Annotated in this window: 26 protein-coding genes; 14 read left to right on the top strand and 12 right to left on the bottom strand. The window is 70.7% G+C overall.

Translation table 11 applies throughout. The annotated features are described in order from the left end of the window. Positions 1-162: 162 nt before the first annotated feature. The 3 genes from OHS71_RS09160 (at position 163) to OHS71_RS09150 (ending at position 2,120) form a co-directional block, all read left to right on the top strand. Positions 163-1,041: a hypothetical protein gene (locus OHS71_RS09160; RefSeq protein ID WP_328478675.1), complete on the top strand. Its 879-nt coding sequence runs from the start codon at positions 163-165 to the stop codon at positions 1,039-1,041. 486 nt (positions 1,042-1,527) lie between these two features. Next, the gene (locus OHS71_RS09155) at positions 1,528-1,827 is read left to right on the top strand and encodes a hypothetical protein (protein ID WP_328478673.1); all 300 of its coding nucleotides are present in this window, start codon (positions 1,528-1,530) and stop codon (positions 1,825-1,827) included. A 128-nt stretch (positions 1,828-1,955) separates the two neighbouring features. Then, positions 1,956-2,120: a hypothetical protein gene (locus OHS71_RS09150; protein ID WP_328478672.1), complete on the top strand. Its 165-nt coding sequence runs from the start codon at positions 1,956-1,958 to the stop codon at positions 2,118-2,120. Positions 2,121-2,323: 203 nt separating this feature from the next. On the opposite strand, the gene OHS71_RS09145 is transcribed toward OHS71_RS09150, so the two are convergent. From OHS71_RS09145 to OHS71_RS09120, 6 genes are all read right to left on the bottom strand, one after another. Further along, positions 2,324-2,986 carry an arsenate reductase ArsC gene (locus OHS71_RS09145; protein WP_328478670.1) on the bottom strand — a complete coding sequence of 221 codons (663 nt, stop codon included), beginning with the start codon at positions 2,984-2,986 and terminating at the stop codon, positions 2,324-2,326. Beyond that, complete coding sequence (locus OHS71_RS09140; protein ID WP_328478668.1) at positions 2,979-3,674, bottom strand: arsenate reductase/protein-tyrosine-phosphatase family protein; 696 nt, start codon at positions 3,672-3,674, stop codon at positions 2,979-2,981. Before OHS71_RS09140 ends, OHS71_RS09145 begins: the two co-directional genes overlap by 8 nt. Before the next feature lie 55 nt (positions 3,675-3,729). Beyond that, complete coding sequence (locus OHS71_RS09135; RefSeq protein WP_328478666.1) at positions 3,730-5,175, bottom strand: FAD-dependent oxidoreductase; 1,446 nt, start codon at positions 5,173-5,175, stop codon at positions 3,730-3,732. Between the two features lie 83 nt (positions 5,176-5,258). After that, complete coding sequence (trxA, locus tag OHS71_RS09130) at positions 5,259-5,582, bottom strand: thioredoxin (protein ID WP_328478664.1); 324 nt, start codon at positions 5,580-5,582, stop codon at positions 5,259-5,261. Positions 5,583-5,602: 20 nt separating this feature from the next. Beyond that, positions 5,603-6,586, bottom strand: coding sequence for a thioredoxin-disulfide reductase (gene trxB, locus OHS71_RS09125; protein ID WP_328478662.1), 984 nt, complete (start codon positions 6,584-6,586; stop codon positions 5,603-5,605). After that, entirely contained in the window at positions 6,583-6,996 is a 414-nt protein-coding gene (locus tag OHS71_RS09120) for an arsenate reductase ArsC (RefSeq protein ID WP_328478660.1), read from the bottom strand. Before OHS71_RS09120 ends, trxB begins: the two co-directional genes overlap by 4 nt. 91 nt (positions 6,997-7,087) lie before the next feature. On the opposite strand from OHS71_RS09120, the gene OHS71_RS09115 reads away from it, so the two are divergent. The 4 genes from OHS71_RS09115 (at position 7,088) to OHS71_RS09100 (ending at position 10,539) form a co-directional block, all read left to right on the top strand. Then, the gene (locus OHS71_RS09115; RefSeq protein ID WP_328478658.1) at positions 7,088-7,396 is read left to right on the top strand and encodes an ArsR/SmtB family transcription factor; all 309 of its coding nucleotides are present in this window, start codon (positions 7,088-7,090) and stop codon (positions 7,394-7,396) included. Further along, positions 7,393-8,169, top strand: a complete 777-nt coding sequence (locus OHS71_RS09110; protein WP_328478656.1) for an MIP/aquaporin family protein — start codon at positions 7,393-7,395, stop codon at positions 8,167-8,169. The genes OHS71_RS09115 and OHS71_RS09110 overlap by 4 nt, the downstream gene beginning before the upstream one ends. Then, positions 8,166-9,233, top strand: a complete 1,068-nt coding sequence (locus OHS71_RS09105; RefSeq protein WP_328478654.1) for an ArsO family NAD(P)H-dependent flavin-containing monooxygenase — start codon at positions 8,166-8,168, stop codon at positions 9,231-9,233. Before OHS71_RS09110 ends, OHS71_RS09105 begins: the two co-directional genes overlap by 4 nt. 67 nt (positions 9,234-9,300) lie before the next feature. After that, positions 9,301-10,539 (top strand): MFS transporter, encoded by a 1,239-nt coding sequence (locus OHS71_RS09100; RefSeq protein WP_328478652.1) that lies wholly within the window; start codon positions 9,301-9,303, stop codon positions 10,537-10,539. A 21-nt stretch (positions 10,540-10,560) separates the two neighbouring features. Here OHS71_RS09100 and OHS71_RS09095 read toward each other — a convergent pair whose 3' ends face one another. Beyond that, positions 10,561-10,938, bottom strand: a complete 378-nt coding sequence (locus OHS71_RS09095; protein ID WP_328478650.1) for an ArsR/SmtB family transcription factor — start codon at positions 10,936-10,938, stop codon at positions 10,561-10,563. 48 nt (positions 10,939-10,986) lie between these two features. Beyond that, a complete protein-coding gene (locus OHS71_RS09090; RefSeq protein ID WP_328478648.1) occupies positions 10,987-12,048 on the bottom strand; it encodes a flavin-containing monooxygenase in 1,062 nt (353 codons plus the stop codon). 108 nt (positions 12,049-12,156) lie between these two features. Between OHS71_RS09090 and OHS71_RS09085 the strand changes: the two genes are divergently transcribed. The 5 genes from OHS71_RS09085 to OHS71_RS09065 all read left to right on the top strand — a co-directional run bounded on the left by OHS71_RS09085 (position 12,157) and on the right by OHS71_RS09065 (position 15,859). Then, complete coding sequence (locus OHS71_RS09085) at positions 12,157-13,530, top strand: NAD(P)-binding domain-containing protein (protein WP_328478646.1); 1,374 nt, start codon at positions 12,157-12,159, stop codon at positions 13,528-13,530. 27 nt (positions 13,531-13,557) lie between these two features. Then, on the top strand, positions 13,558-14,025 hold the full coding sequence (locus OHS71_RS09080) for an ArsI/CadI family heavy metal resistance metalloenzyme (protein ID WP_328478644.1): 468 nt from the start codon (positions 13,558-13,560) through the stop codon (positions 14,023-14,025). 7 nt (positions 14,026-14,032) lie between these two features. Beyond that, positions 14,033-15,238 carry an MFS transporter gene (locus tag OHS71_RS09075; RefSeq protein WP_328478642.1) on the top strand — a complete coding sequence of 402 codons (1,206 nt, stop codon included), beginning with the start codon at positions 14,033-14,035 and terminating at the stop codon, positions 15,236-15,238. 59 nt (positions 15,239-15,297) lie between these two features. Then, entirely contained in the window at positions 15,298-15,447 is a 150-nt protein-coding gene (locus tag OHS71_RS09070; protein WP_328478640.1) for a hypothetical protein, read from the top strand. Positions 15,448-15,538: 91 nt separating this feature from the next. Further along, positions 15,539-15,859 (top strand): GFA family protein, encoded by a 321-nt coding sequence (locus OHS71_RS09065; protein ID WP_328484450.1) that lies wholly within the window; start codon positions 15,539-15,541, stop codon positions 15,857-15,859. Between the two features lie 63 nt (positions 15,860-15,922). Here OHS71_RS09065 and OHS71_RS09060 read toward each other — a convergent pair whose 3' ends face one another. The 4 genes from OHS71_RS09060 to OHS71_RS09045 form a co-directional block, all read right to left on the bottom strand. Further along, the gene (locus tag OHS71_RS09060; RefSeq protein ID WP_328478638.1) at positions 15,923-19,072 is read right to left on the bottom strand and encodes an error-prone DNA polymerase; all 3,150 of its coding nucleotides are present in this window, start codon (positions 19,070-19,072) and stop codon (positions 15,923-15,925) included. Next, positions 19,065-20,564, bottom strand: a complete 1,500-nt coding sequence (locus OHS71_RS09055) for a DNA polymerase Y family protein (RefSeq protein WP_328478636.1) — start codon at positions 20,562-20,564, stop codon at positions 19,065-19,067. Before OHS71_RS09055 ends, OHS71_RS09060 begins: the two co-directional genes overlap by 8 nt. A 27-nt stretch (positions 20,565-20,591) precedes the next feature. Then, a complete protein-coding gene (locus OHS71_RS09050) occupies positions 20,592-21,257 on the bottom strand; it encodes a hypothetical protein (protein WP_328478634.1) in 666 nt (221 codons plus the stop codon). A 510-nt stretch (positions 21,258-21,767) separates the two neighbouring features. Continuing rightward, positions 21,768-21,899, bottom strand: a complete 132-nt coding sequence (locus OHS71_RS09045) for a hypothetical protein (protein WP_328478632.1) — start codon at positions 21,897-21,899, stop codon at positions 21,768-21,770. Positions 21,900-21,976: 77 nt separating this feature from the next. Here OHS71_RS09045 and OHS71_RS09040 point away from each other — a divergent pair, with 77 nt between their 5' ends. Next, entirely contained in the window at positions 21,977-22,237 is a 261-nt protein-coding gene (locus OHS71_RS09040; protein WP_328478630.1) for a hypothetical protein, read from the top strand. A gap of 382 nt (positions 22,238-22,619) precedes the next feature. Further along, complete coding sequence (locus tag OHS71_RS09035) at positions 22,620-22,991, top strand: DUF317 domain-containing protein (RefSeq protein ID WP_328478628.1); 372 nt, start codon at positions 22,620-22,622, stop codon at positions 22,989-22,991. Positions 22,992-23,006 lie beyond the last annotated feature (15 nt).

Genomic DNA, 23,006 nt, shown 5'->3' with positions numbered 1-23,006 from the left:
TCCGCCCCCAAGACGCCCTCGTCGCCGACCCTGCCGTCCGCGCACGCCGGGGTCAGCGCCCCGGGCACCGGGCCCGCGCCGACCGTCCGTCCCGCCCCGTCGGCCGGCCGATCCAGGTAACCGCCCCGCAGAACCGTCTGCTGCCGAGGAGCACCACCACAGTTGTCCCTGCACGCCCAGCACTTCTTCAGCGACCTGCTCGGCCTGCCCGTCCACGAACGACGAGTGGTCGGCGACGCCTGCTACGCCGTCGTCTCGCCCGACTCCCCGCTGCGGCTGCGTATCGAGTTCGCCCAGACCATCCGAGAACGTGAGTACGGCGGACTGCGCCTGAGCATCCTCCACCCGGACCGCGGCGACCTCGACCACGCGTACCTGTCCTTCGCCGACCACGGCACGTTCGCCGTCCGGGACGCCCGCCTCGGCAAACAGCCCGGACATGACGGCTACGGCGTCGTACGGGACTGGCACCACGACGACACCTCACCCTGGATCGGCGCCGCCGTCATACCCCTGAGCCATGCCATCCAGGACTACCTGAAGGTCTGGACGCCCGAACCGTCCCCGCCCAGCAGCGCCGACAGCGCACGGCGGCGACCGGCTCAGCTCGATACGGATCCTGAGCCGTCCCGGGGATGCTGGCTCACAGACGCCGACTTCCTCACCCGCCTCCACCAGGCCACGTCGGTCTGGCTGGACATCGTCGACAGCGTCCTCGACGACGGACTTCCCCTCACTCAAGCACTGACCGGCAGCCGCGAGCACGCTGCCCAACTGCTCAACATTCCACCGGCGTTCGGCCTCCTGATAGAAGCCGAGGCGGCAGCCCGGATCGTGCATGCCGCCGGCCTGCCAGCGGGCACACTGCGCGGTGCCTCCGTCGCGCAGGGCCTAACGCACATCGCGACGTTGCCCATCGAAGACCAACACCACCTCGTCCGGACCGCCGCCCGCGGAACCACGATCGACGCCCCTGCGCACCATCCCTGGCAAACCCGCCCGGCCCCGCCGCCCCAGCCGCCGCCCGCCCGTACCCGCTGACCAGCCTTACCCCGCTTGCGGCGACGGACACCCCTGCCCGCGTCCCCTCCAGGAGAGTTACTTCTCGCAATACGTTCTGCCCGCCGCCTGCCGCCGCCTGCCGCCGCCTGCCGCCGCCTGCCGCCGCCTGCCCGCCGTGGCCGTCACCGTTGCCACGGTGACCGGAGCGGTGGCCTGGGCCCCAGCGGCCATTGCGAAGATCCCCGAGCCGACCCCCTCCAGTCCATCACTCCGCTGAGTGCGGCCGGGAATGGCGGAGTCACCATCAGCCGCGGCCGTCGGCGGTTCCACGGGGAGCTAGAAGTCGAGACCGCTCTCGCCGCCGCACAGACCGCGGCCCGGCTGCGCGACGCCACCGCCGCCGGGAAGAAGATCTCCGGTCCCGCCGCTCGACGGGCACTCGTCGGAGCAACCTCGATGCCCCGCTTCTAGGGAGCCCTGACCACCCCGAAGGCAGCTGCCAAGTTTCTCGCGCGCGACGGACTCGTGCTCTTCGACAACCCGGATTCGTTCCTCATCTGCGCTTTCAAGCGCGACACAGCCCTTTGCGATCCGGACCCCGGGGCGACGGCACCCAACCAGTTCGCCTGCCAGTTCGACTGCGGGAACGCGGTCCGCACCGACAGGCATGCGCGGGCGGCGCGAGAACACGCCGATCGGCTCGACACGAAGCCATGCCACCAGCCCCAGCCCTTGGGAGACCGGCTCCGCCTCGCCGTCGGCCGCTTCCGCGGTCTCGCCGAGGCCCACGACGCCGCACAGACCGCCGAAGAGGCCCTCACATGAACCAGCAGCACGAAGACGAGCGCTCCCGCATCCGCGCGGCCATGAACCGACTCCTGTCCGGCCAGCTCACACGGTCCAACGGCAGCCTCATCTAGGTCGCCCGCGCCGCAGAAGCCGATGTTCATCGCATGGCTCTGCACAAGCGCCGCGCCGACCTCCAGGAGGAGTTCTGCGCGCGAGTGCACGCAGAGACGCACCAAACGCCTGAAGTCGAAAAGCGACTTCGCAAAGAAGTCCGCCTGAAGGAAGCCCTCAAGGAGTCCCGGATTGCCGAGGCCGAATCCCGGCACTGAGCGGAGCAGGTGGTCCTCGCGGCCGCCGTCCTCATCCTCCGGACGTCCACCGGCAAGGACCACACTGCCCCCGGAAACGTCGTCTCTTTCCGCCCGCCCCGCGACTGAGAGCTCAGGTACCAGGCGGCGGCGCGGAGTGCCTGCCGTCTCGGCTGGATGAACTGCCCCAAGGCCGCCTCGCCTTCCGGATGCCCTGTGCGCGGTCAGTGCTGTGCCGGGACACCGAGGTCATCGAGAAGGCCGCGGACGCGGCGCTCGATGTCGTCGCGGATGGGGCGGACGTCGTCGGCGGTCTTTCCTGCGGGATCGTCCAGGGTCCATTCGAGGTACCGCTTGCCGGGGAAGACCGGGCAGGCGTCGCCGCAACCCATGCTGACGACGACGTCGGCGGCGCGGACGATCTCCTCGGTCCAGGGCTTGGCGAACTCGCGGGAGATATCGATGCCGCGCTCGCTCATCGCGGCGATGGCCGCGGGGTTGACCTCGTTCCCGGGTTCGGAGCCACCCGACCAGGCGACGGCGCCCTCGCCCGCGAGGTGCTGGAAGAAGCCCATGGCCATCTGACTACGGCCGGCGTTGTGGACGCAGAGGAAGAGGACGACGGGCTTGCCGTCGGTGTGGTGGCCTTCGACCTTGGCCAGGGCGCGCAGGCGCTGGCGGGCGAAGCGTTCGGCGATGAGGGGGAGGTAGTTGGGGATGGTGCTGCGGCCGGCGAACTGGTCGTAGCTGGTGTGCAGGAACCGTTCGATGGTTTCCTGGCCGAAGACCCCGTCGAACTCGCGGGCGAGGTGGGTGGCTGCGGTGCGCAGGGCGAGTTGCTGGTCGATGCTCAGGTTGCGGTGCGGGACGGGCGCGGTCTCAGTCATCGCTGCCTCCAGGAGGGCGAACGGCGGGAGCCAGCCGGTCGACCCGGTCGGCGAGATCACTCAGGGCGTCGGCGAAGGCCTCGTCGGTGCCAGTGCGGGTGGGATCGGGCACCGACCAGTGCAGGCGGTCGGGAACCTGAGGGCCGAGCTGTTCGTGGGCGTTGTCGCAGACGGCGACCACCAGGTCGTCCGGACGCAGCGTCTCGTCGATGTGGGCGGTACGGGCCGGGGCCAGGGAAAGACCGTGTTTGCGTGCCGTCGCGACGGCACGGGGGTGGACGTGGGGGGCGGGCTGGGTTCCCGCCGAAGTGGCGGGCACGGCGCTGTGACGCCTCCACAGCGCCGCAGCGAGATGTGAGCGGGCGGAGTTATGGGTGCAGACGAACACCACGCGAGGCGCCGTACGTAGGGGCGTCGGCATGGTGTCGGCCAGGGTTTCCGTGCGCAGGCGCAGGTAGGTGCGCCGTCGGTCTCCTTCGGAGCGGGATCGCTCGATCAGGCCGACCTGTTCGAGCAGCTTGAGGTGGTGGGCCAGGAGGTTGCTGGGCAGGCCCAGTTCCTGGCCGAGTTCGCCGGGTGAGGCGTCGCCCAGCAGCAGCCGGTCGATGATCGCCAGGCGCGCAGGTTCTCCCAGTGCCGCGTGCCGTTGCGCTCGCGCCATCACCGATGCAGACCACTCAACGTTCATTGACTCAATATTCGTTGAGCTAATCTCGGCTGTCAATGCAGCGGGCGAAGATCAATCAGGGGCTGCGCGGCAGGTCGTCCACCATGCGCCGCTGCACGTCGAGGTGGTGCTCGTTCATCCATGCCTGCGCCGCGACCTGGACGGCGTCCCAGGGGGAGCCCAGGGGCGGGGTGTAGGAGAGGTCGAGTTCGCTGATGCCGTCGACGTCCATGCCGTGGAAGAGGGCGGCGGCGTACGTGTCCACGCGCTTGGAGATCTCCGCACTTCGGCGTCCGACGAGTTGGGCGCCCAGCAGGAGGCCGCTGGAGGTGTCGCCGGTGACGCGGATGGAGATCGGGGTGGCGCCGGGGTAGTACGCCTTGTGGTCGTCGGGGCGGGTCGCGGTGGTGGCTGGGGTCCAGCCTCGCTCGGCGGCTGCGGCTTCGTGGTCGCGCAGGCCGGTGCGGGCGGCGACGAGGTCGAAGACCTTGACGACTTGGGTGCCGAGGCTGCCGGCGAACCACCGGTGCCCGCCGAGGGCGTTCTCGCCCGCGATGCGGCCCTGTTTGTGGGCGGTCGTCCCCAGCGGGAGCCAGGTCTTGCCGAGAAGGCGGTGGTGGGTGACGGCGCAGTCCCCGGCCGCGTACACGTCGGGCAGCGAGGTGCGCATGTACTCGTCGACCTCGATCGCGCCCTTGGTGCCGAGCCGGGCTCCGGCGGTGGCGGCGAGGGCGGCGTCGGGGCGTACGCCGACGACGACCAGGACGAGGTCGACGTGGCGGGTGAGGGTCTCGCCGTCCTTGGCGGTGGCCTGGACACGGAGGGCGTTGCCCTCGGGTGCCCGGGTGATCGCGGATACCTGGGTGTTGGTGATGACCTCGACGCCGTGTTCTTCGAGTTCGGCGTGGACGAGGGCGCCGAGCTGCGGGTCGACGGTGGGCAGGACTTCTGGGAGGGCTTCGATCCGGGTGACCTGGAGACCGCGGGTGGTCAGGGCCTCGGCCATCTCCAGGCCGATATAGCCGGCGCCGATGACGACCACGGACTGGGGCTGGCGGGCGGCGAGCGTCTGCATGATCTGGAAGGTGTCGCCCATGCTGTGGAGCAAGTGGACGCCGTCGGCCGGTCCGAGCGCGTCGGGCCCGGTCAGGCCCTCGATGGGCGGGCTGACGCTGACCGCGCCGGTGCCCACGATCAGTGCGTCGTACGGCAGTTCCTCGACGCGGCCCTCGGCGTCGCGCACGGCGAGCCGCTTGCCCGGTACGTCGATGGCGGTGGCGAGGGTGTCGGTGCGCACCTGCATGCCGGTGGCCTTCAGGTCGGCCAGGGTGCGGTGGGCCAGATCGCTCCAGTGGCCGACCTCGCCGGAGACGTAGTACGGGATGCCGCAGATGGAGAAGTTCGGGTAGGCATCGGCCACCACCACGGTGACCTCGCTCTCGGGATCCAGCTCGCGGGCTCGCAGGGCCGCGCTGATGCCGGCGTCGCTGCCGCCGATGGCGACGATGCGCTTGCTGACCACCGGGATACCTCCGTCGAAGTCGGAGATCGGAGAAGAAGGGGTCCGGTGGGGGGCGCTGCGGGCACCCCCACCGGCGTCGCGCGTCAGGCGAGGTGGTCGGCGAGTTCGCGTTCCAGGGCGGCCTTCGGCTTGGCCCCCACGATGGTCTGCACGACCTCGCCGCCCCAGTAGAGGTTCAGCGTCGGAATGGACATCACGCCGTAGCGGGCGGCGATGGCCGGGTTCTCGTCGATGTTCAGCTTGACGATCTCGATCTTGTCGCCGTGCTCGGCGGCGATCGCCTCCAGCGAGGGGGCGAGCTGACGGCAGGGGCCGCACCAGGCAGCCCAGAAGTCGACCAGGACCGGCTTGTCGCTGCCCAGGACGTCCTGCTCGAAGGAGTCCTCGGTGACGTTCTTGAGAGCCATGGTGTTGCTCCAGTCGCTGGTCAGACGGCAGCCGGGACGGGCTGGCCCGCGGCGTCGGCGTCGCTCAGGGCGGCGAGGTACCGCTCGGAGTCCAGCGCCGCCGCGCAGCCCGAGCCGGCCGCGGTGATCGCCTGCCGGTAGGTGTGGTCAACCACGTCACCGGCACCGAAGACGCCGGGGATGTTCGTGCGCGTGGAGGGGGAGGCGACCTTGAGGTAGCCCTCGTCGTCCAGGTCCAGTTGGCCCGTGACCAGGTCGGTGCGCGGGTCGTGGCCGATGGCGACGAACAGCCCGGTCGCCGCCAGCTCGGAGGTCTCGCCGGTGACGGTGTCGCGCAGGGTGAGCCCGGCGAGCTTGCCGCCGTCCTCGTGGACCTCGGCGACCTCGCTGTTCCAGGCGAAGGAGATCTTCGGGTCGGCGAAGGCACGGTCCTGCATGGCCCTGGAGGCCCGCAGCGTGTCGCGCCGGTGGACGACCGTCACGGACTTCGCGAAGCGGGAGAGGAAGGTGGCCTCCTCCAGCGCCGTGTCGCCGCCGCCGACCACCACGATGTCGTGCTCACGGAAGAAGAAGCCGTCGCAGGTCGCGCAGTACGACACACCCCGGCCGGACAGCGCGTCCTCGCCGGGCAGGCCCAGCTTGCGGTGCTGCGAGCCGGTCGCCACGATGACGGCCTTCGCCCGGTGGACCGTACCCGCGCTGTCCGTGACGGTCTTCACCTCTCCAGTGAGGTCGACAGCGACGACGTCGTCAGGGACAAGCTCGGCGCCGAAGCGTTCGGCCTGGGCCCGCATGTTGTCCATCAGGTCCGGGCCCATGATGCCGTCGCGGAAGCCGGGGAAGTTCTCCACCTCGGTCGTCTGCACCAGCGCGCCACCGGCCGTGACCGCGCCCTCGAAGACCAGCGGCTTCAGCGAGGCGCGGGCCGTGTAGAGGGCGGCGGTGTAGCCCGCCGGGCCCGAGCCGATGACGATGACGTTGCGTATGTCCGCGGCCGTGCTCACGCCTGAGGCTCCGGCGCGATCTCCTTGATCAGGCCCTCGACCAGCACCTTGATCTCGTCCCGGATCGGGCGGACGGCCTCGACGCCCTGGCCCGCCGGGTCCTCCAGCTGCCAGTCCAGGTACCGCTTGCCGGGGAAGACGGGGCAGGTGTCGCCGCAGCCCATGGTGATGCAGACGTCCGACTCCTTCACCGCGTCCACGGTGAGCATCTTCGGGACCTCGGCGGAGATGTCGATGCCGACCTCGCGCATGGCCTCGACGGCGGCCGGGTTGACGCCAGCGCCTGGGTTGGAGCCGGCGGAGCGGACCTCGACGCGGTCCCCGGCCAGGTGGGTCAGCCACGCGGCGGCCATCTGGGAACGGCCGGCGTTGTGGACACAGACGAAGAGCACGGAGGGCTTGTCGGACATCAGAGATCTCTCTTGTCTCACGACGACATCAGGTGTGAATGACGTCAGCACCCGGTGGTGTCAGCCACCACTGATGTGACAGTATCAGCACATGATGACGTCAGTCGACACTGACCTGATCCGGGTGCTGGCCGACCCGCTCAGGCTCCAGATCGTGACCCTGCTCGCCAAAGAGACGCTGTGCACCACCCACCTCGTGGAGGAGACCGGTGCCCGCCAGACCAACCTCTCCAACCACCTGAAGGTGCTGCGCGAAGCGGGGGTCGTGGAGACGGAGCCGTGCGGCCGGTACATCTACTACCGGCTCAAGCCCGACGTCATCGCCTTGCTCGCCGGCCAGTTCGCCGACCTGGCCGAGTCCGCTCGCACCGCCGCCGAGAACAAGAGGGCCTGCCCATGACCCCCGCCGAAGCCGCCCCGACCGCGGAGTCCGCGAGACCCGCCACTGCACCCGTCTCCGTCGCACCCGCGCCCGGCGCCACCCCGCCCCGTAACCCCCTGGTCGCCCGGGCCGCCGCCGAACTCATCGGCACGGCACTGCTGGTGGCGGTCGTGGTCGGCTCTGGCATCCAGGCCACCGAACTGACCAAGGACGTCGGCCTGCAACTGCTGGCCAACTCCACGGCCACCGTCTTCGGCCTCGGCATCCTCATCCTCCTGCTCGGCCCGGTCTCCGGCGCGCACTTCAACCCGGTCGTCACCCTCGCCGAGTGGTGGACCGCCCGCCGCGGCGGCGCCGGCGTCACCCTGCGTGAGGCCGCGGTGTATGTACCCGCGCAGATCGTCGGCGCGATCGCGGGCGCCATCCTGGCGGACGCGATGTTCGGCAAGCCGCTGGTGGAGTGGTCCACGCACGACCGGTCGGCGGGACACCTGCTGCTGGGCGAGGTCGTCGCCACGGCCGGCCTGATCCTGCTGATCTTCGGCCTGGCCCGCACCGACCAGCTGCGGTATGCGCCCGTGGCCGTCGCCTCCTACATCGGCGCCGCCTACTGGTTCACCTCGTCGACGTCCTTCGCCAACCCGGCGGTGTCCATCGGCCGCGCCTTCACCGACACCTTCGCGGGCATCGCGCCGGGTTCGCTCCTGGGCTTCATCGGGATGCAAATCGTGGGTGGTGTGGTCGGGCTGGCGCTGGTGGCCCTCATCTTCCGCGGACGATCGGCCGAATGAGCCGCAGGACGCAGGTGGTGGTCGTCGGCGGCGGGCAGGCGGGGCTCGCGGTCGGCTACCACCTGCGCCGCCTCGGCCTCGACTTCGTCATCCTCGACGCTCAGGCCGAGCCCGGAGGAGCCTGGCAGTACACCTGGGACTCGCTGCACCTGTTCTCCCCTGCCGCCTACTCCTCGCTGCCCGGGTGGTTCATGCCACCCCAGGTCGGTGAGGAGCACCCGGACGCCGACCACGTCGTGACCTACTTGCGCGACTACGAGAAGCGGTACGAACTGCCGGTCGAGCGGCCGGTGCGCGTACAGGGCGTGCACCGGGACGGTGAACTCCTGCGGGTGGAGACCGACTCGGGCACCTGGCGCGCCGGAGCCGCGATCAGCGCGACGGGCACGTGGTGGCGGCCCTTCCTCCCTGCCGTCCCAGGCCGTGGGGACTTCGACGGTCGTCAGCTGCACACGGTCGAGTACCGCAACCCACAGGACTTCGCGGGCCGCCGCGTGCTCGTCATCGGTGGAGGCAACTCCGGCGCACAGATCGCCGCCGACCTCGCCTACGACACCGAGCTGACCTGGGTAACCCAGCGCCCGCCCCGCTACCTGGCCGACGACATCGACGGCCGCGCCCTCTTCGACGCGGCCACCGCCCGCCGCCGCGTACTCGACGAAGGCCGCACCGACACCGGAGGCGTCGCCTCCCTCGGAGACATCGTCGCCGTCCCGCCCGTCCGCGCAGCCCGCGACCGTGGCCTGCTCAAGGCCACCCCGATGTTCACCCGCCTCGTCCCCGGCGGAGTCGAATGGGCGGACGGCACCCGTGCCGCGGCCGACGCCATCATCTGGTGCACCGGCTTCCGCCCCGCCCTCTCTCACCTCGCCCCGCTCCAACTCCGTGGCCGGCGTGGCCACATCGCCACCGACGGCACTCGTGCGGTGGACGAGCCGCGCCTGCACCTGCTCGGCTACGGCGACTGGACCGGCCCCGCCTCCGCCACACTCATCGGCGTCGGCCGCCCGGCACGCGATGCTGCCCGCGAGATCAGTGCGCTGCTTGCGGCGGGAACGACGTGAGCGCAGCGCGAGGATGGTGGCATCGCACAGTGTCGAGGCAGACGCGGTGTGCTAAAGACTGGCGGCCATGACGACGACGCCCGACTCCGACCGCTCTCCGATACCTGAACAGGAGCGATGGCTGACGCCAGGAGTACGGGGGATCGGTGCCGCGAGCTTCCTGGCCGATGTCGGCCACGAGATCCCAACAGCCCTGCTTCCATCGCTGCTGACTTCCACGCTCGGCGCACCGGCAGCCGCACTCGGCGCGATCGAGGGCGTCTCGGACGCGCTCGCCGGAGCCGCCCGCTTCGGCGGCGGTGTCCTGGCTGATGACCCGGCCCGGCGCCGCAAGGTCGCCGTCGGCGGCTACGCCACCACCGCCGTCCTCGGCGCCGCCACGGCCGGCGCCACAGCGGTGTGGCAGGTCGGCGTGCTGCGGGCCGCCGCCTGGACCGCCCGCGGGCTGCGGGTCCCGGCCCGCAACGCGCTGCTGGCGGACATCGTCCCGGCCAAGGCGTACGGGCGGGCGTACGGCTTCGAGCGGATGATGGACAACCTCGGTGCCATCTTCGGCCCGCTCCTCGCGCTCGGGCTGGTCGCCTGGCTCGGCGTGCAGTGGGCGATCGGACTGTCGGTGATCCCTGGCGTGCTGGCAGCCGTCGCGATCGTCTACGCGATCCGTCACACCCCGAAGCCGACCAGCCGTGACAAGGTGCCGTTGAAGATCCGCGTACGTCCGTTGCTGCGCGGCGAGTTGGGGCGGCTGATGGCTGCGGTCGCCGCCTTCGAGGCGGGCAACGTCGCCGCGACCCTGCTGATCCTGCGCGCGAGCGACCTGCTCGCCCCCGGACACGGTACGCAGAGTGCGACGACCCTCGCGCTCGGCCTCTACACCGCCTACAACGTCGCCGCGACCCTCGCGTCCGTCCCGGCGGGACGCCTGGCCGACCGGCTCGGCGTGCGCGGCCCGGTGCTCGTCCTGGCGGGCGGCGTCGCGGCGTTCGCCCTCTCCTACGGCCTGTTCGCGGTCAGCGGCGCGGGCCTGATGGTCCTGGCGATCCCGTTCCTGCTCGCCGGGGTCGGCATCGGCGCGGTGGAAACGGCTCAGCACTCGGCCGTCGCCGCGCTGGCCCCGACCGACCTGCGCGGTTCTGCGTTCGGGCTGCTGGCCACTGTGCAGTCCCTGGGGAACCTCGCGGCTTCGACCGTGGCCGGCGTTCTGTGGACCGCGTTCTCCCCGGCGGTCGCCTTCGCCTACCTCACGGCGTGGATGGTTCTCGCCCTGGCGGGGCTGCGGTTTACCGCCGCCCGGCGTGCCGCCTGACCACGCCGTTGCGAGTACTGATCAGACGGTGGCCGGCGCGGCGGTCAGCAGCTTGCCCATGGCCGCCAGCACCGACGGCTCCACGCGGTAGTACACCCAGGTCCCGCGCCGCTCGGAGGTGAGCAGGCCGGCCTCCTTGAGCTTCTTCAAGTGGTGGGACACGGTCGGCTGCGAGACGCCGACGTCGGAGATGTCGCAGACGCACGCCTCGCCGCCTTCGTGCGAGGCGACCGCGGAGAACAGGCGCAGCCGTACCGGATCGCCGAGTGCCTTGAACATCCGCGCGGCCGTCTCGGCCTCCTCGGCGCTGAACGGGCGCTCGGTCAGCGGTGGGCAGCAGGGGGCCACGGCCTCGGACGCCTCGGGCTCGAGCAGGGGCAGCACCTTCGTATTCGACATGCATCTATGTTGACACACATCGAACCAACGTGCGGAGGCTCCCCATGGTCAGCTCTGGGAGAGGTGGCGCGCCAGCCGCCGTGCGACGCGCTCGGCGTCCCGGCCTACCCCACGCAGGGAGTTGGATGCCAGGCTGCGCTGCCATTCCAGCCCGACGAACGCCAGGGCGGGGTGGGTGAGTGAGGTGCCGTCGCGGTGCCGGGGATGTCCCGCCGCATCGAGGGCGCCATCGAGGCCGGCCAGGTAGGGCAGGTCGGGTCGGTAGCCGGTGCCGAGGAGGACCGTGTCGACCTCCTCCCGGCTCCCGTCCGCCCAGATGACCTTCGCGCCGTCGATGCCGGTGAACAGCTGCCGCCGGTCCGGCGCCGACCCGGTGAGGGCGGCACGGTAGCGGCCGTCGTCGATGACGAGCTGGGTCGGCGGGGTGCGCACGAGCCGTCCGAGTGGGGCGATGTCCAGCCCGGTCCGCTTCAACCAGAAGTGTAGGTCTCGGCCCCTGATGTGCTGAGGTGCGAACTTCACCGGTGCGCGGCTGGCCATCGTCACGCGGGCAACCGTGGCAAGCTCGGCGGCGATCTGCACGGCCGAGTTGCCCGCACCCACCACGACGATCCGCTGCCCGGCGAACCGGTCCGGGCTGCGGTAGTCGCCAGCGTGCAGCACTGTGCCGGTGAAGCCTTTCAGGCCCGGCAATGCCGGAAGGTACGGACGTCCGAAGGTCCCCGATGCCGCGACGACGGCGCGTACCGCCAACCCTCCGCCGCTCGCCAGCTCCACGTCGAACCCCTCGCCGATCCGGCGGACGGCGGTGACGCGCCGGCCGGTGCGGATGTCGGCGTCCAGCCGGGCGGCGTACGTGGTGAGGTAGGCGGCGACCTCGTCCCGGTGCGGGTAGCGGGCCGGGTCGGCGCCGGGGAACGGCATCCCGGGCAGTGAGCTGTACCGGGCGGGCGAGAAGAGGGTGAGGCTGTCGTAGTGGCGCGGCCACGACCCCGCCGCCCGGCCGGACGCCTCCAGCACCACGGGCTCGATGCCCCACTGCCGTAGCGCGTGCGCGGCAGCCAGCCCGGACTGTCCGCCGCCGATCACGGCCACGTCGACGTGTTCCATGAACAAACCCCCTGGATTCGATGAATGTCTATGTTGACGCTTATCGAATCAGGTGGCATGCTGGCTGCGCAAGCCATCGACGGATGTCGAAACACCGAGGAGTCGACCGTGAACGCGCCTGCCACCACCGACCTGCCCGTCGTCGTGATCGGAGCCGGTCCCGCCGGACTCGCTGCCGCCGCCCATCTGGTCGACCGCGGCCTCACCCCGCTGGTCATGGAAGCCGGCCCGGCTGCCGGCGCGGCGGTGCGCGAGTGGGCGCACGTGCGACTGTTCTCCACCTGGGGCGAGGTCACCGATCCGGCCGCCGAGAAGCTGCTGGCCCCCACCGGATGGGTGAAGCCGGACGCTGCCACCTATCCCTCGGGCGGCGACTGGGCCGAGCACTACCTTCAGCCGCTCGCCGACGTCCTCGGCGATCAGGTGCGCTTCGGCGCCACCGTCACCGGCGTCTCCCGTGCGGGCCGGGACCGGATCGTGGATGCCGACCGCGAGACCCAGCCGTTCGTCGTCCACGTCGCCCACGCGGACGGCCGGGAGGAGCGACTGTTCGCCCGTGCGGTCATCGACGCCTCCGGCACCTGGACCACCCCGAGCCCGGCAGGTGGCAGTGGCCTTCCGGCCCTCGGTGAGAAGGCCGCGTCCGACCGGATCACCTACCGCGTGCCGGACCTGAAGGACCCGGCCGTGCGGGCGCGGTACGCGGGCAAGCACACCGCGGTCATCGGCTCCGGCGCCTCCGCCTTCACCGCGCTCGCCTACCTCGCCGACCTCGCCACGTCGGACGACGGCACCGGCACCAAGGGCGTGTGGATCCTGCGCCGCGGCATCTCCGGCTCCACCTTCGGCGGCGGCGAAGCCGACCAGCTCCCCGCCCGCGGCGCCCTCGGCCTCGCCGCCAAGGCCGCCGTCGACAACGGCCACGCCGACGCCGTCACCGGCTTCCGCACCGACGCCATCGAGCGCAACGACGACGGCCGCCTGGTCCTCGTCGGCGAGGACGGCCGCCGCCTCGACCCGGTCGACGAGGTCATCGTCCTCACCGGCTTCCGCCCCGACCTGTCCTTCCTCTCCGAGCTCCGCCTCGGCCTCGACGAACGCCTCCAGGCCCCCACCGCTCTGGCCCCGCTCATCGACCCCAACCAGCACTCCTGCGGCACCGTCTACCCGCACGGCGTCAACGAGCTCTCCCACCCGGAGAAGGACGTCTACCTCGTCGGAATGAAGTCCTACGGCCGCGCCCCCACCTTCCTTGCGATGACCGGCTACGAGCAGGTCCGCTCGATCGCTGCGGCGCTCGCCGGGGACCAGGAGGCCGCCGAGCGCGTGGAGTTGACCCTGCCGGAGACCGGAGTGTGCGGCGGCGCGGGCCTCTTCGACGACCCCGAGGCCGCACAGGGCGCCGAAGGCGGCGGATGCTGCGCGGCCCCCGCAACGCTCCAGATCGGCATCGGCGCCCCGGTCTCCTCCGGCGGCTGCTGAAGTCCCCACCCACCCAGGAGGTTCGTCATGTCGTCCCGCGTACAGCTCGCCCTCCGCGTCCCCGACCTCAACGCCTCGGTCGCCTTCTACACCAAGCTCTTCGGTACCGAGCCCGCCAAACTCCGCGATGGCTACGCCAACTTCGCCATCGCCGAGCCCCCGCTCAAGCTCGTCCTCATCGCAGGCACGGCAGGGCAGGAAACGCGGATGGATCACCTCGGCGTCGAGGTCGACAGCACCGAAGCCGTCCACGCCGCCACCACCCGTCTGAGCGAAGCCGGCCTGGCCACCGACGTGGAAGACGACACCACCTGCTGCTATGCCCTCCAGGACAAGGTCTGGGTCCACGGCCCGGGCCAGGAACCCTGGGAGGTGTACGTCGTCAAGGCCGACGCTGACACCCTGGCCAAACAGCAAGGCAGCACCTGCTGCACCGGCACGGCCTCCGCCGACACCGGCGCGAAGGAAGCGGTCCCTGCGGGCGGCTGCTGCTGATCCGCCGATGACCAACCTCCACACCAGCGAGGCCGTGACCGGGACGGGAGACCGGTCACGGCCTCGCGCCGCCTTGCCCGCCCTGTGCGCCACCCAGATCACCAGCTGGGGAATCGTCTACTACGCCTTCCCCGTTCTGAACCCGCAGATCACCGCCCAGGCCGGTTGGTCCGCAGGCGCGACCATGGCGGGGTTCTCTGCGGCGCTGATCATCTCTGCGGTCGCGGGCATTCGCGTGGGACGGATCCTCGATCAGTGCGGCCCGCGCATGGTCATGACCACCGGATCGGTCCTTGGCACCATCAGCCTTGTGATCGTGGCGGCTGCCCCCAACCTGCCAGCTTTCTTCGCCGGTTGGATGCTGGCCGGGCTTGCGATGGCTTCGACGTTCTACCAGCCCGCCTTCGCGGCATTGACCCGCTGGTGGGCTCCGGACCACGTCCGGGCACTGACAATCGTCACCCTGGCAGGCGGCCTGGCCTCCACCGTCTTCGCGCCCCTGACCGCTCTGCTCGCCGCGCACTTCAGCTGGCGCGGCACGTACGTACTTCTTGCCACCATGCTCGCCGTCATCACGATTCCGACCCACGCCCTCGCCCTGCGTGGCGACTGGCCCAAGGCGCCGCCGGCTCCTCCTCACGCATCCGGCGGGGCGGTGACGCGCAGCCGGACATTCTGGCTGCTCGCGTCGGTGTTCATGCTCTCAGCGTTCGCGATGTACGCCGTCGTCGTCGCGCTGGTCCCGCTGTTGCTCGAGCGCGGCTACACCACCACTCAGGCCGCCTGGACGCTCGGCCTGGGCGGTGCCGGACAAACCGTTGGTCGCACCCTGTACGCCGCTCTCGCCCGCCGCGCCAGCGTGACGGCACGCACGGCGGTCGTGGTCGCGCTGGGCGGGATCACCACCGCCGCCTTCTCGGCGGTGCCCGGCCCGTACGCACTATTGGTCGCCATGTCGGTGGCGGCCGGGATTGTGCGTGGCAACCTGACCTTGCTTCAGGCCACGGCCGTCACCAACCGGTGGGGCACTACCCACTACGGGCGCCTGTCGGGTCTGCTGGCGGCACCGGCGACGACGGCCGCAGCGCTGGCGCCCTTCGCCGGCACGGCACTGGCGGCAGCGCTCGGCGGCTACCCGCAACTGTTCGCCACCCTCGCCGCCGTCTCAGGGCTGGCCGCGGTGCTCGCGCTGTCGAGCTACTCCCGAGAGTGACGCGGTCGCCGCGCGTGGGCAGCAACCGGTCAGCATCGAGGCAGGGTCCGGAACACCGGGTGCTTGCTGGACTGCCGCAGCTGCTCGTTCTCCAACTCCAAGATCTGCACAACGCGGATGAACTGCTGGACCTGGAGGGCGAGGCGGTCGCCCTCTTCACGCAGCGCTTGCTCTCGGCCTTGAGCTCTTCGTGCATCAGCGCGTCGTAGGATCCGCTGCCCGCGCTTGCCGACGCCCGAACAGCAGCGCAGCCAACTCTCAGTCAGTCCGCCGAGCTGAACACAAGGACTTGACAGGGAACTGTGCTCGTGCCAGCACTGCACGCGCCTGTCCGGGGCGCCGGCGATGGCATGGGTCGGGTTCCGTAGGGACGCCCTGGAGTGGACGGGCCCCGCAGGCGAGCCGACGTACTTCTCCACCTGGCCGACGCTGCACCGAGGGTCCTGCAGCCGTTGCCGCACCCAGCTCACCTCCGTCGCGGACGGCTCGGACATGATCATGGTGACAATCTTCAGCCTCACCCGCAGCGGCGAACTGGCCCCGGTCGGACACAGCTATCGCGAAGCGGCGGCGCACTGGATGTCCATCACGCTCGCGCCCGACCCGCAGCGCCGCACGTGACGGCAGGCATCACGATGACCCTGCCGCGGGCGCAGCGGCCGAACCTCCGCTTCCCGCAGATCGTCACCTGAATCGCCCCGGATGATGGACCCGACCAGGGCCCGCCAGGGCGTGCGCGCGGTGCACGATCATGTTGACCGAGCCGCGGTCACGTTCGATGTGCCCCTCCAGCAGCACCGCCGGGGCACCGAGGACTACCTCTCGCGTGCGTTCCCAGACCGGAGGAGAGAAGACCAGGTTGATCATGCCGGTCTCATCTTCCAGGGCGCCGAACGCAACTCCCCTGGCCGTCGGGGGCCTTTGGATGTACTTGGCCAGTCCGCCGACCCGCACCCGGGTCTGGTCGGCCAGGTCACGGGCCTCGCGCGCAGGCTGCGCCCCGTGTGAGGCCAGCAGAGCACGGAGGTGCTGTGCGGGGTGGGTGGTGGCGCTGGCGCCGGAGGCGTCGAGGTCGGCGGCGGTGGCCTCGGCCGCGGTCATGACCGGCAACTCCGGTGCGGGCGCCAGGTCGTCCAACCCCGGAAGGACGTCCTGGATCTCGCCGGTATAGACGCCGGCCGACCACAGGGCGGTGCGCCGGTCCACGCCGAGGCCATCGAACGCCCCGGCGGTGGCCAGCTGTTCCATCAGCTTCGCCGACAGCCGCGTGCGGCGGGCGGCATCGGCCACCGAGCGGAAGGCCACGGTGCCGCGCGCGGTCAGGATCCGCTCGGCGATCTCCTCGCTGATCCCGGTCACGGAGGTCAGTCCGCGGCGGATCGCCGGCCGCCGCTCCGGCTGATCGGAGTGAGGCTCAAGCGTGGCGTGGACGCCGGAGCGCTGGATGTCGACACCTCGGACCTCGATGCCATGTTGCTTCGCATCTTGGATGAGCGTCTGCGAGTCGTAGAAACCCATAGGGAGATGCGCCATAATCCCCGCCAGCATGGCGTGCGGAAAGTGGTACTTCACCCAGGCGCTGGCATAAATGATGCCCGCCATCGATTGGGCGTGAGACTGCGGGAATCCGTAATCCGAAAACGCTTCTATCATCCCCACAATGCGTTCGGAGGCGGCTTGGTCGATGCCCTTGGCGGCCATCCCGGCAAGCAGTCGTCCGCGCAGCTGTGCCACCTTTTCGGGAGAGTGCTTGGCGGCCATCGCCTTACGGAGACGGTCCGCCTCGCCCGGTGTGAAACCCGCACAGTCGATGGCCAGGGCCATGGCCTGCTCTTGCCACAGAGCGACCCCGAGAGTTTTGGAAAGCGCTGGTTCGGCGAGCGGATGCGGATAGGTTACGGGCTCCAGGCCGGCCCGTCGCCGCAAATACGGATGCTTTGAGCCGGCCTGAATTGGGCCCGGCCTGATGATTGAGGCGGCCACCGCGAGGTCCTCGAAACATCGGGGCTGAAGCTGCGGCAAGGTCGAGACCTGCGCCCTTGACTCGGCCTGGAACACGCCGATGGTCTGACCTGCGGCAATCATGGTGTACACGTCCGGGTCGTCCTGCGGAATCGAGGCCATGTCCAGGCTGACTCCGTGGTGTTCGGCAATGAGATCGCATGCGGTGTGCAAGGCGGCCAACATGCCCAATCCCAGGATGTCAATTTTGAGAAGATGGGCGGCGGCCACATCGTCTTTATCGCCTTGCAGTACCGAGCGCCCTTCTCGGGTGGCCCATTCGACTGGCATGATTTCCCCGATGGGCTGGCGGGTCAGCACCATCCCTCCGACATGGATACCCAAATGCCGTGGGAGGGTGTGCAGTTGTCCTGCGAGGGAGCGTACATCGGCGGGGATGTCGGCCTCTGGCCCGGGCGGCTCGTGGTGAATATGGCGGGTCATCTCATTGATCCGCGCCATGGGATAACCGAGGGCGCGAGCGGAATCCCGCACACTCAGGCGGGGTTGATAGGTGATGAGGTTCGCCACCTGCGCGCAGTGTGACCTGCCGTATTTGGCGTACAGGTACTGGATCACCTCCTCCCGGCGGTCGTTCTCGAAATCGATGTCGATGTCCGGGTCGGTCTTTTCGGCGTGCAGAAATCTCTCAAAGAGCAGGCCGTGCTTGAGTGCGTCGACGGAGGTGATGCCCAGCGCGTAGCAGACCACCGAGGAGGCGGCGCTGCCGCGCCCCTGGCACCAGATCCCCTGCTCGGCCGCGTACCGGGTGATGTCCCAGCAGATCAAGAAGTAGCCCTGCATGCCCATGCCGGTGATCACGGACAGCTCGTAGTCGAGCTGTTTCCACGCCGCCCCGGCTGCCGGGGCGGTGCGCGGCCCATACCGGCGGGCGCAGCCTTCTTCCGCGAGGTGGCGCAGATAGCTGCCGGGGGTGTGCCCGGCGGGCACCTCGAAGTCCGGCAGTTGCGGGCGCAGTTTGCTCAGGTCGATGACGCTGCCGCGGGCGAGATCGACGGCGGATGCGATGGCCTGCGGGTAGCGGGCCATGAGGATGCGCATCTCCTCGGCGGTGCGCAGATGCGCCGTCGGGGCCGGCGGCAACTCCCCGATCGCGGTGTCGAGGTTCTCGCGGCGGTGCAGCGCGGTCAGCGCCGCCGCCAGCCGCGCAGAACGCGGGGCCGCGTACCGCACTGCGTTCGTGGCCACCACCGGCACTCGCCATCGCTGCGCCCTCGCGTGCACGGCGGCGTTGCGCGGGCCGTCTTCGGGCAGCCGGTGATCGACGAGTTCGGCGTGCAGGTGGGTGCGGCCGAAGAGGTCCACCAGCCGGTCCATCCGGGCATGGATGGCGTCAGTGTCGTACGCCGCCTCGCCGACGACGGGGCAGCCGGTGAGGATCGCCCACTGGCCCTCGTGTGCGGCAGCCGACAGCGCGTCGAGGTCGTAGAGCGGGGCGTTCTTGGCGCCGGCCAGCTGCCCGGCGCTGATCGCCGCAGACAGCCGAGTGAAGCCCAGCAGACTGCGGGCGATCACCACGATCGACCCGAGGCCCTGGTCCAGGGTGAGTTCGGCGCCGTAGATGCTGCCGATGCCGTGGTCGCTCGCGGCCTCCGCCAGACGTCTCGCGCCGTAGAGCCCGTTGGTGTCGGTGATTGCCAGGGCCTCGATACCGAGGCGGACGGCCTCGGCGACCAACGCCTCCACGTGGTTGGCGCCGAACAGGAACGAGCCGGCGGAGTGCACGTGCAACTCCGCCCAGCCGCCGCCCACAGGCGTCGGCGCGGCGCGCCTGCCGGGGAAGTGCAGCACCTTCCCGCGACGGTCAGCCATAGAGCGCCTCCACCGCCCACCGGCCGTCTCGGATGTGCAGCAACCAGGCGCGGCCGTCCGCACAGGCAACCTGCAGGCGCGCAAGGCGGCGGGCCTGGGCGGGTATCCACCACTCCTCCAGCACCGGCCACGGTCCGGTCCACCCGGTCACCCCCACCGGCGCGGCGCCGTCGATGGACAACGCGGCTGGGGCCTGGGTGAGCAGGGTGCGTCCGCTCACCCCGACCGGGCCGCCATCTGCCCCCATCACCTGGGCAGGGCGCGGCGTGCGGTAGACGACGGCCGGGTGCGGGGCCGGCAGCCGCCCCGGCCACGTTCCCTCCACCAACGGGCGTGAGCGCGCATCGCCGTACGGGATGTCCACGATCCGCTCGCCCGGACCGCGGCCTCCGGCGAGTTCCTGACGTACCACCGCGCGGTGTCCGAGCATCGCCTGCAGTTGCCCCGCGGCGTGCTCCAGTTCCTCCGGCGCGATCCGCGGCCCGAACAACAACGACTGCCGCCCGGTCGCCGCCGACAATCCCTCCGGGACCAGCCGCAGTGTGGTGATCCCCGCCGCGGAGGCGTCGAGCTGCCCGGTCTCGGCCCAGGCGGCGATCTGCCACCGCACCCGTTCGGCCACCGCCAGCGCCGACAGCCGACCCTCGTGTCGCCACAGCCGCGACAGGCGCAGCCCGCTCGTGAGGCCCACTTCGACCTGCAGCCTGGCACACACCGCACCGGCCCGCGCGAGGCGGGCGTGAAGCTGTTCGGCGAGGGCTTTGGCAATGAACGTGACCGGCTCGAGATTGTCCTCGGGCGGCTCGAACGCCTCGGCCACGCTGTAGTCGCTATCCGCCCCGGACGTATTGAGCGGCCGGGCCTCCTGGCCGCGGGCGGTGCGTTGTGCCGCGGCGCCGTCGTGTCCGAACCGGGCCAGCACCCGTTCACCCGGCAGCGCCGCGAACGCCCCCAAGGTGGTGATGCCCAGGCGGGGCAGCAGCTGAGACAGCCGCGGGCGGCCCAGCACCCCCACCGGATACGGGGCCAGAAAGTCCCCGGTCTGCCCGGCCGGCACCAGGACCCCGGCCTGCCCGGCCCGCACCGCCAGGGCGGCAGCGAACACGGTGTCCGCCGCGCCGGTCCGTGATTCGACCTCGGCACCGGTGAGCACGGTGGTGATGTGCCCCACCAGGGCTGGCTCGCCGCAAAAGTAGCGGGCGGGGCCGCGAGCGGGCACGGCGATCAGGCCGGGCCGCAGGACTTCCATGTGCGGAGCGACGCGCTTCTCCAGCAGACGCAGCACCGGCTCGAACGCGCGCACCTCCGCCTCGGGGTCCCGGTCGAGCAGCCTCAGCCGCGGACAGCGTCCGGATGCCTGGCGTACCCGCATCCCGCGCCTTACACCCTGTCGGCGGGCCTCCCTCGAACAGGCCAACACCCGCTCCCGCGCGATGATCGCCACGGGCTCGTCGTGATCCGCGCCCGCGGCCACCACGGGCCAGTCCATCATCCAGATCGCTAGCGCACGCAACTCCGCTCACCCCGCGGTGACAGGCCGCAGCGGCACCACATCCGCGCCCGCGACGGTCGCGGGCTCGGCGATCAGCTGCACCGAGCCGTCCGGCCCCGGCAGCCACACCTCGGCATGCCGCGGCTGCGTCGCAGCACCCCGACCAGCCACCACCAGCCGGGCACGCCGGCCGGCGAGCAGACCAAAGCCGTCCCCGAGCCCGTCCCAGCGGGCCTCGGCCACCCGCAGCCGCAGCTGCGCCTCCGGCCAGTCCTGCCAGGTCAGCAGCGTTGTGCCGGAGCGCCGCAGGCGGGCCGCAATGCGACGGCTCGTACGCAAGGCCACCTGCCCCACGGGGCCGAGCAAGACCACCGGCGCCGCCTCGCACACCGTCGCCAGCACATCAGGCCACCGTCCTCCCGGCTCAGGTACGGCCAGCCCGCACGCCAGGTCCAAACCGGCATCCGCCGCAGCGAGCCCGCCGAGCTGCGGCAGACCGACCGCTGCCCAGGCGCCGCCGTCGGCGGCGGCCTCCGCGGCCAACGCGATCAGCAGGGGCAGGTCGCCCCCAGCGCTCACCACCGCACCGCGGGGCAGCTTCCCACCCGGGAGCAGGCTGGAGAGCGTGCCGGACTTGGCTCCGGTCGCCTCCGGAGTCCCTCGCTCACCAGGCGAAACGACGTGCATGAACACATGTTCGATTCCTTGTGCGAGAAATGCAAGCGGGCGAACGCCACACCACTCGCACGAGCCTCGCGACCGACTGCGGTCGACAGCTCCGACGAAAGGAGCGGCGGTCGTGAACGACCATGCCGCGTAAGCCCGTTCGCCTCGCCCCGCCCGAAGTCGCCCGGCGCATGCCCGCCGTCGGCGGCAGCTCCTGCGGTCTCGCTGAGGGACAGGCGTGCCGCACGTGCCTCGCTACGCTGCCGCAGTGATCGAGTCCTCCTCGCTGCCGGGCGATCCCACCGAGCTCCACCTACGGATCTCCTTCGAGGACGAACTGTGGGATACCCCGCAGACCGACACGCTGGAGCGGTGGAACGTCGCCATCCTGCACCGCCGACGTACACATGACGGAGCTCAAGGCCCGGCGGCGAGCGGCGCCTGCCACACCGTGGACTGCCCGTCGTGCACGACGGAGGATGTCGCCGTCGGGGAGATGACCTTCTACCGGGTGCATCTCGACCGCGGCCGCAACGCCTACTGGGCCATGGAAGAGGAGTCCGTGGAGCTGTACGAGACCGCCCAGGTCCTCCTCGACCCGCAGACGGGTTCCTTCACCAGCGAGGTCGGCGAGCTGCTGGAGTACGTCGGTTCCGCACTGCTCGTCATGGATCGAGTGACGCTGGATCCGCAGTGGCGCGGGCACGGCCTAGCGGCCGTACTCGGCATCGAGGCGATCCACCGGCATGCCCGGATGCCGGGCCATCGCCTGCTCACCCGGCATCACGGACCTCAGCAGTCAGCGTCTGACGGACAGATCGGAGTGGGACCGCGTGAACGCCAAGATCGCCCAGGGGTGGGAGCGCATCGGGTTCCGCCTGTACCGCGACAACGTCTATCTTCTGTCGCCGGCCTCGCCGGCCTCGCAGGACCTGGAGGAGCAGCGCGGCGTACTTCGTGGGCAGCTCGCGGAACTCGGCGCGTCCTGGCGGACCACGATCTCCTGACGGACGCCGCTGCCGAGACGAGAACCATCGTTCGTGTCGGGGAGCGGCTGAGCGTCACCGAGCGCGCCAAGGAAACCGCCAGCCACTACGGCGGGCTGGCGCGCCATCCTGGCCCGGTGCCCGGTGCCCGGTGCCCGGTGCCCGGTGCCCGGTGCCCGGTGCCCGGTGCCCGGTGCCCGGTGGCGGCGGGGCGATCATGTCGAGCTCCTTGCCAATCAAATTAGTCGTCGCGGGTCAGGGCGCGGCAGACGACTGGCTTCACTGTCCAAGGACAAGTTCGCCGGTGGCAGACAAGAAGATCGCCCAAAGGGCTGGTGGACGCTGCAACGGCATGTCAACCTGAACGACCTTCCGAAAAATCCCAGGTCAGAGAGGTGATGCTGTGGCATTGGATGCGGCGCGACCCGGATTCGCCACCACGGTCGCGGCCCTGCGGCTCCGCTCCTGGAAGCTCGGTGCCGGTCAGGCGATGGAGGTGGTCGACCAGTTCTCGGAGGCCGATTTCACCCACATCGTCGACGACCGCGCCGACGTGCACGTCAGCTCGCACGACGGCCGGTTCTACCTCGGCTACTTCCCGAACGGCCGGCCCGGCGGCGCGGACGAGGACTGGGTGACGGGCGAGGGCTGGGTGATCGCGGTCACCGGCACCGCGAACGTCCCCGGCTACCGGATGTCCTTCGGTACGGAGACCCCGGCGGAGATCATCGCTGCTGTCGTGGCCCAGATCCTGGCCACCTCTCAGCCCCTGTGACCGGCACGTCCGCTT

This window comes from Streptomyces sp. NBC_00377 (genome assembly GCF_036075115.1).
GTDB lineage: Bacteria > Actinomycetota > Actinomycetes > Streptomycetales > Streptomycetaceae > Streptomyces.
This window is presented reverse-complemented; position numbering and strand designations above follow the sequence as displayed.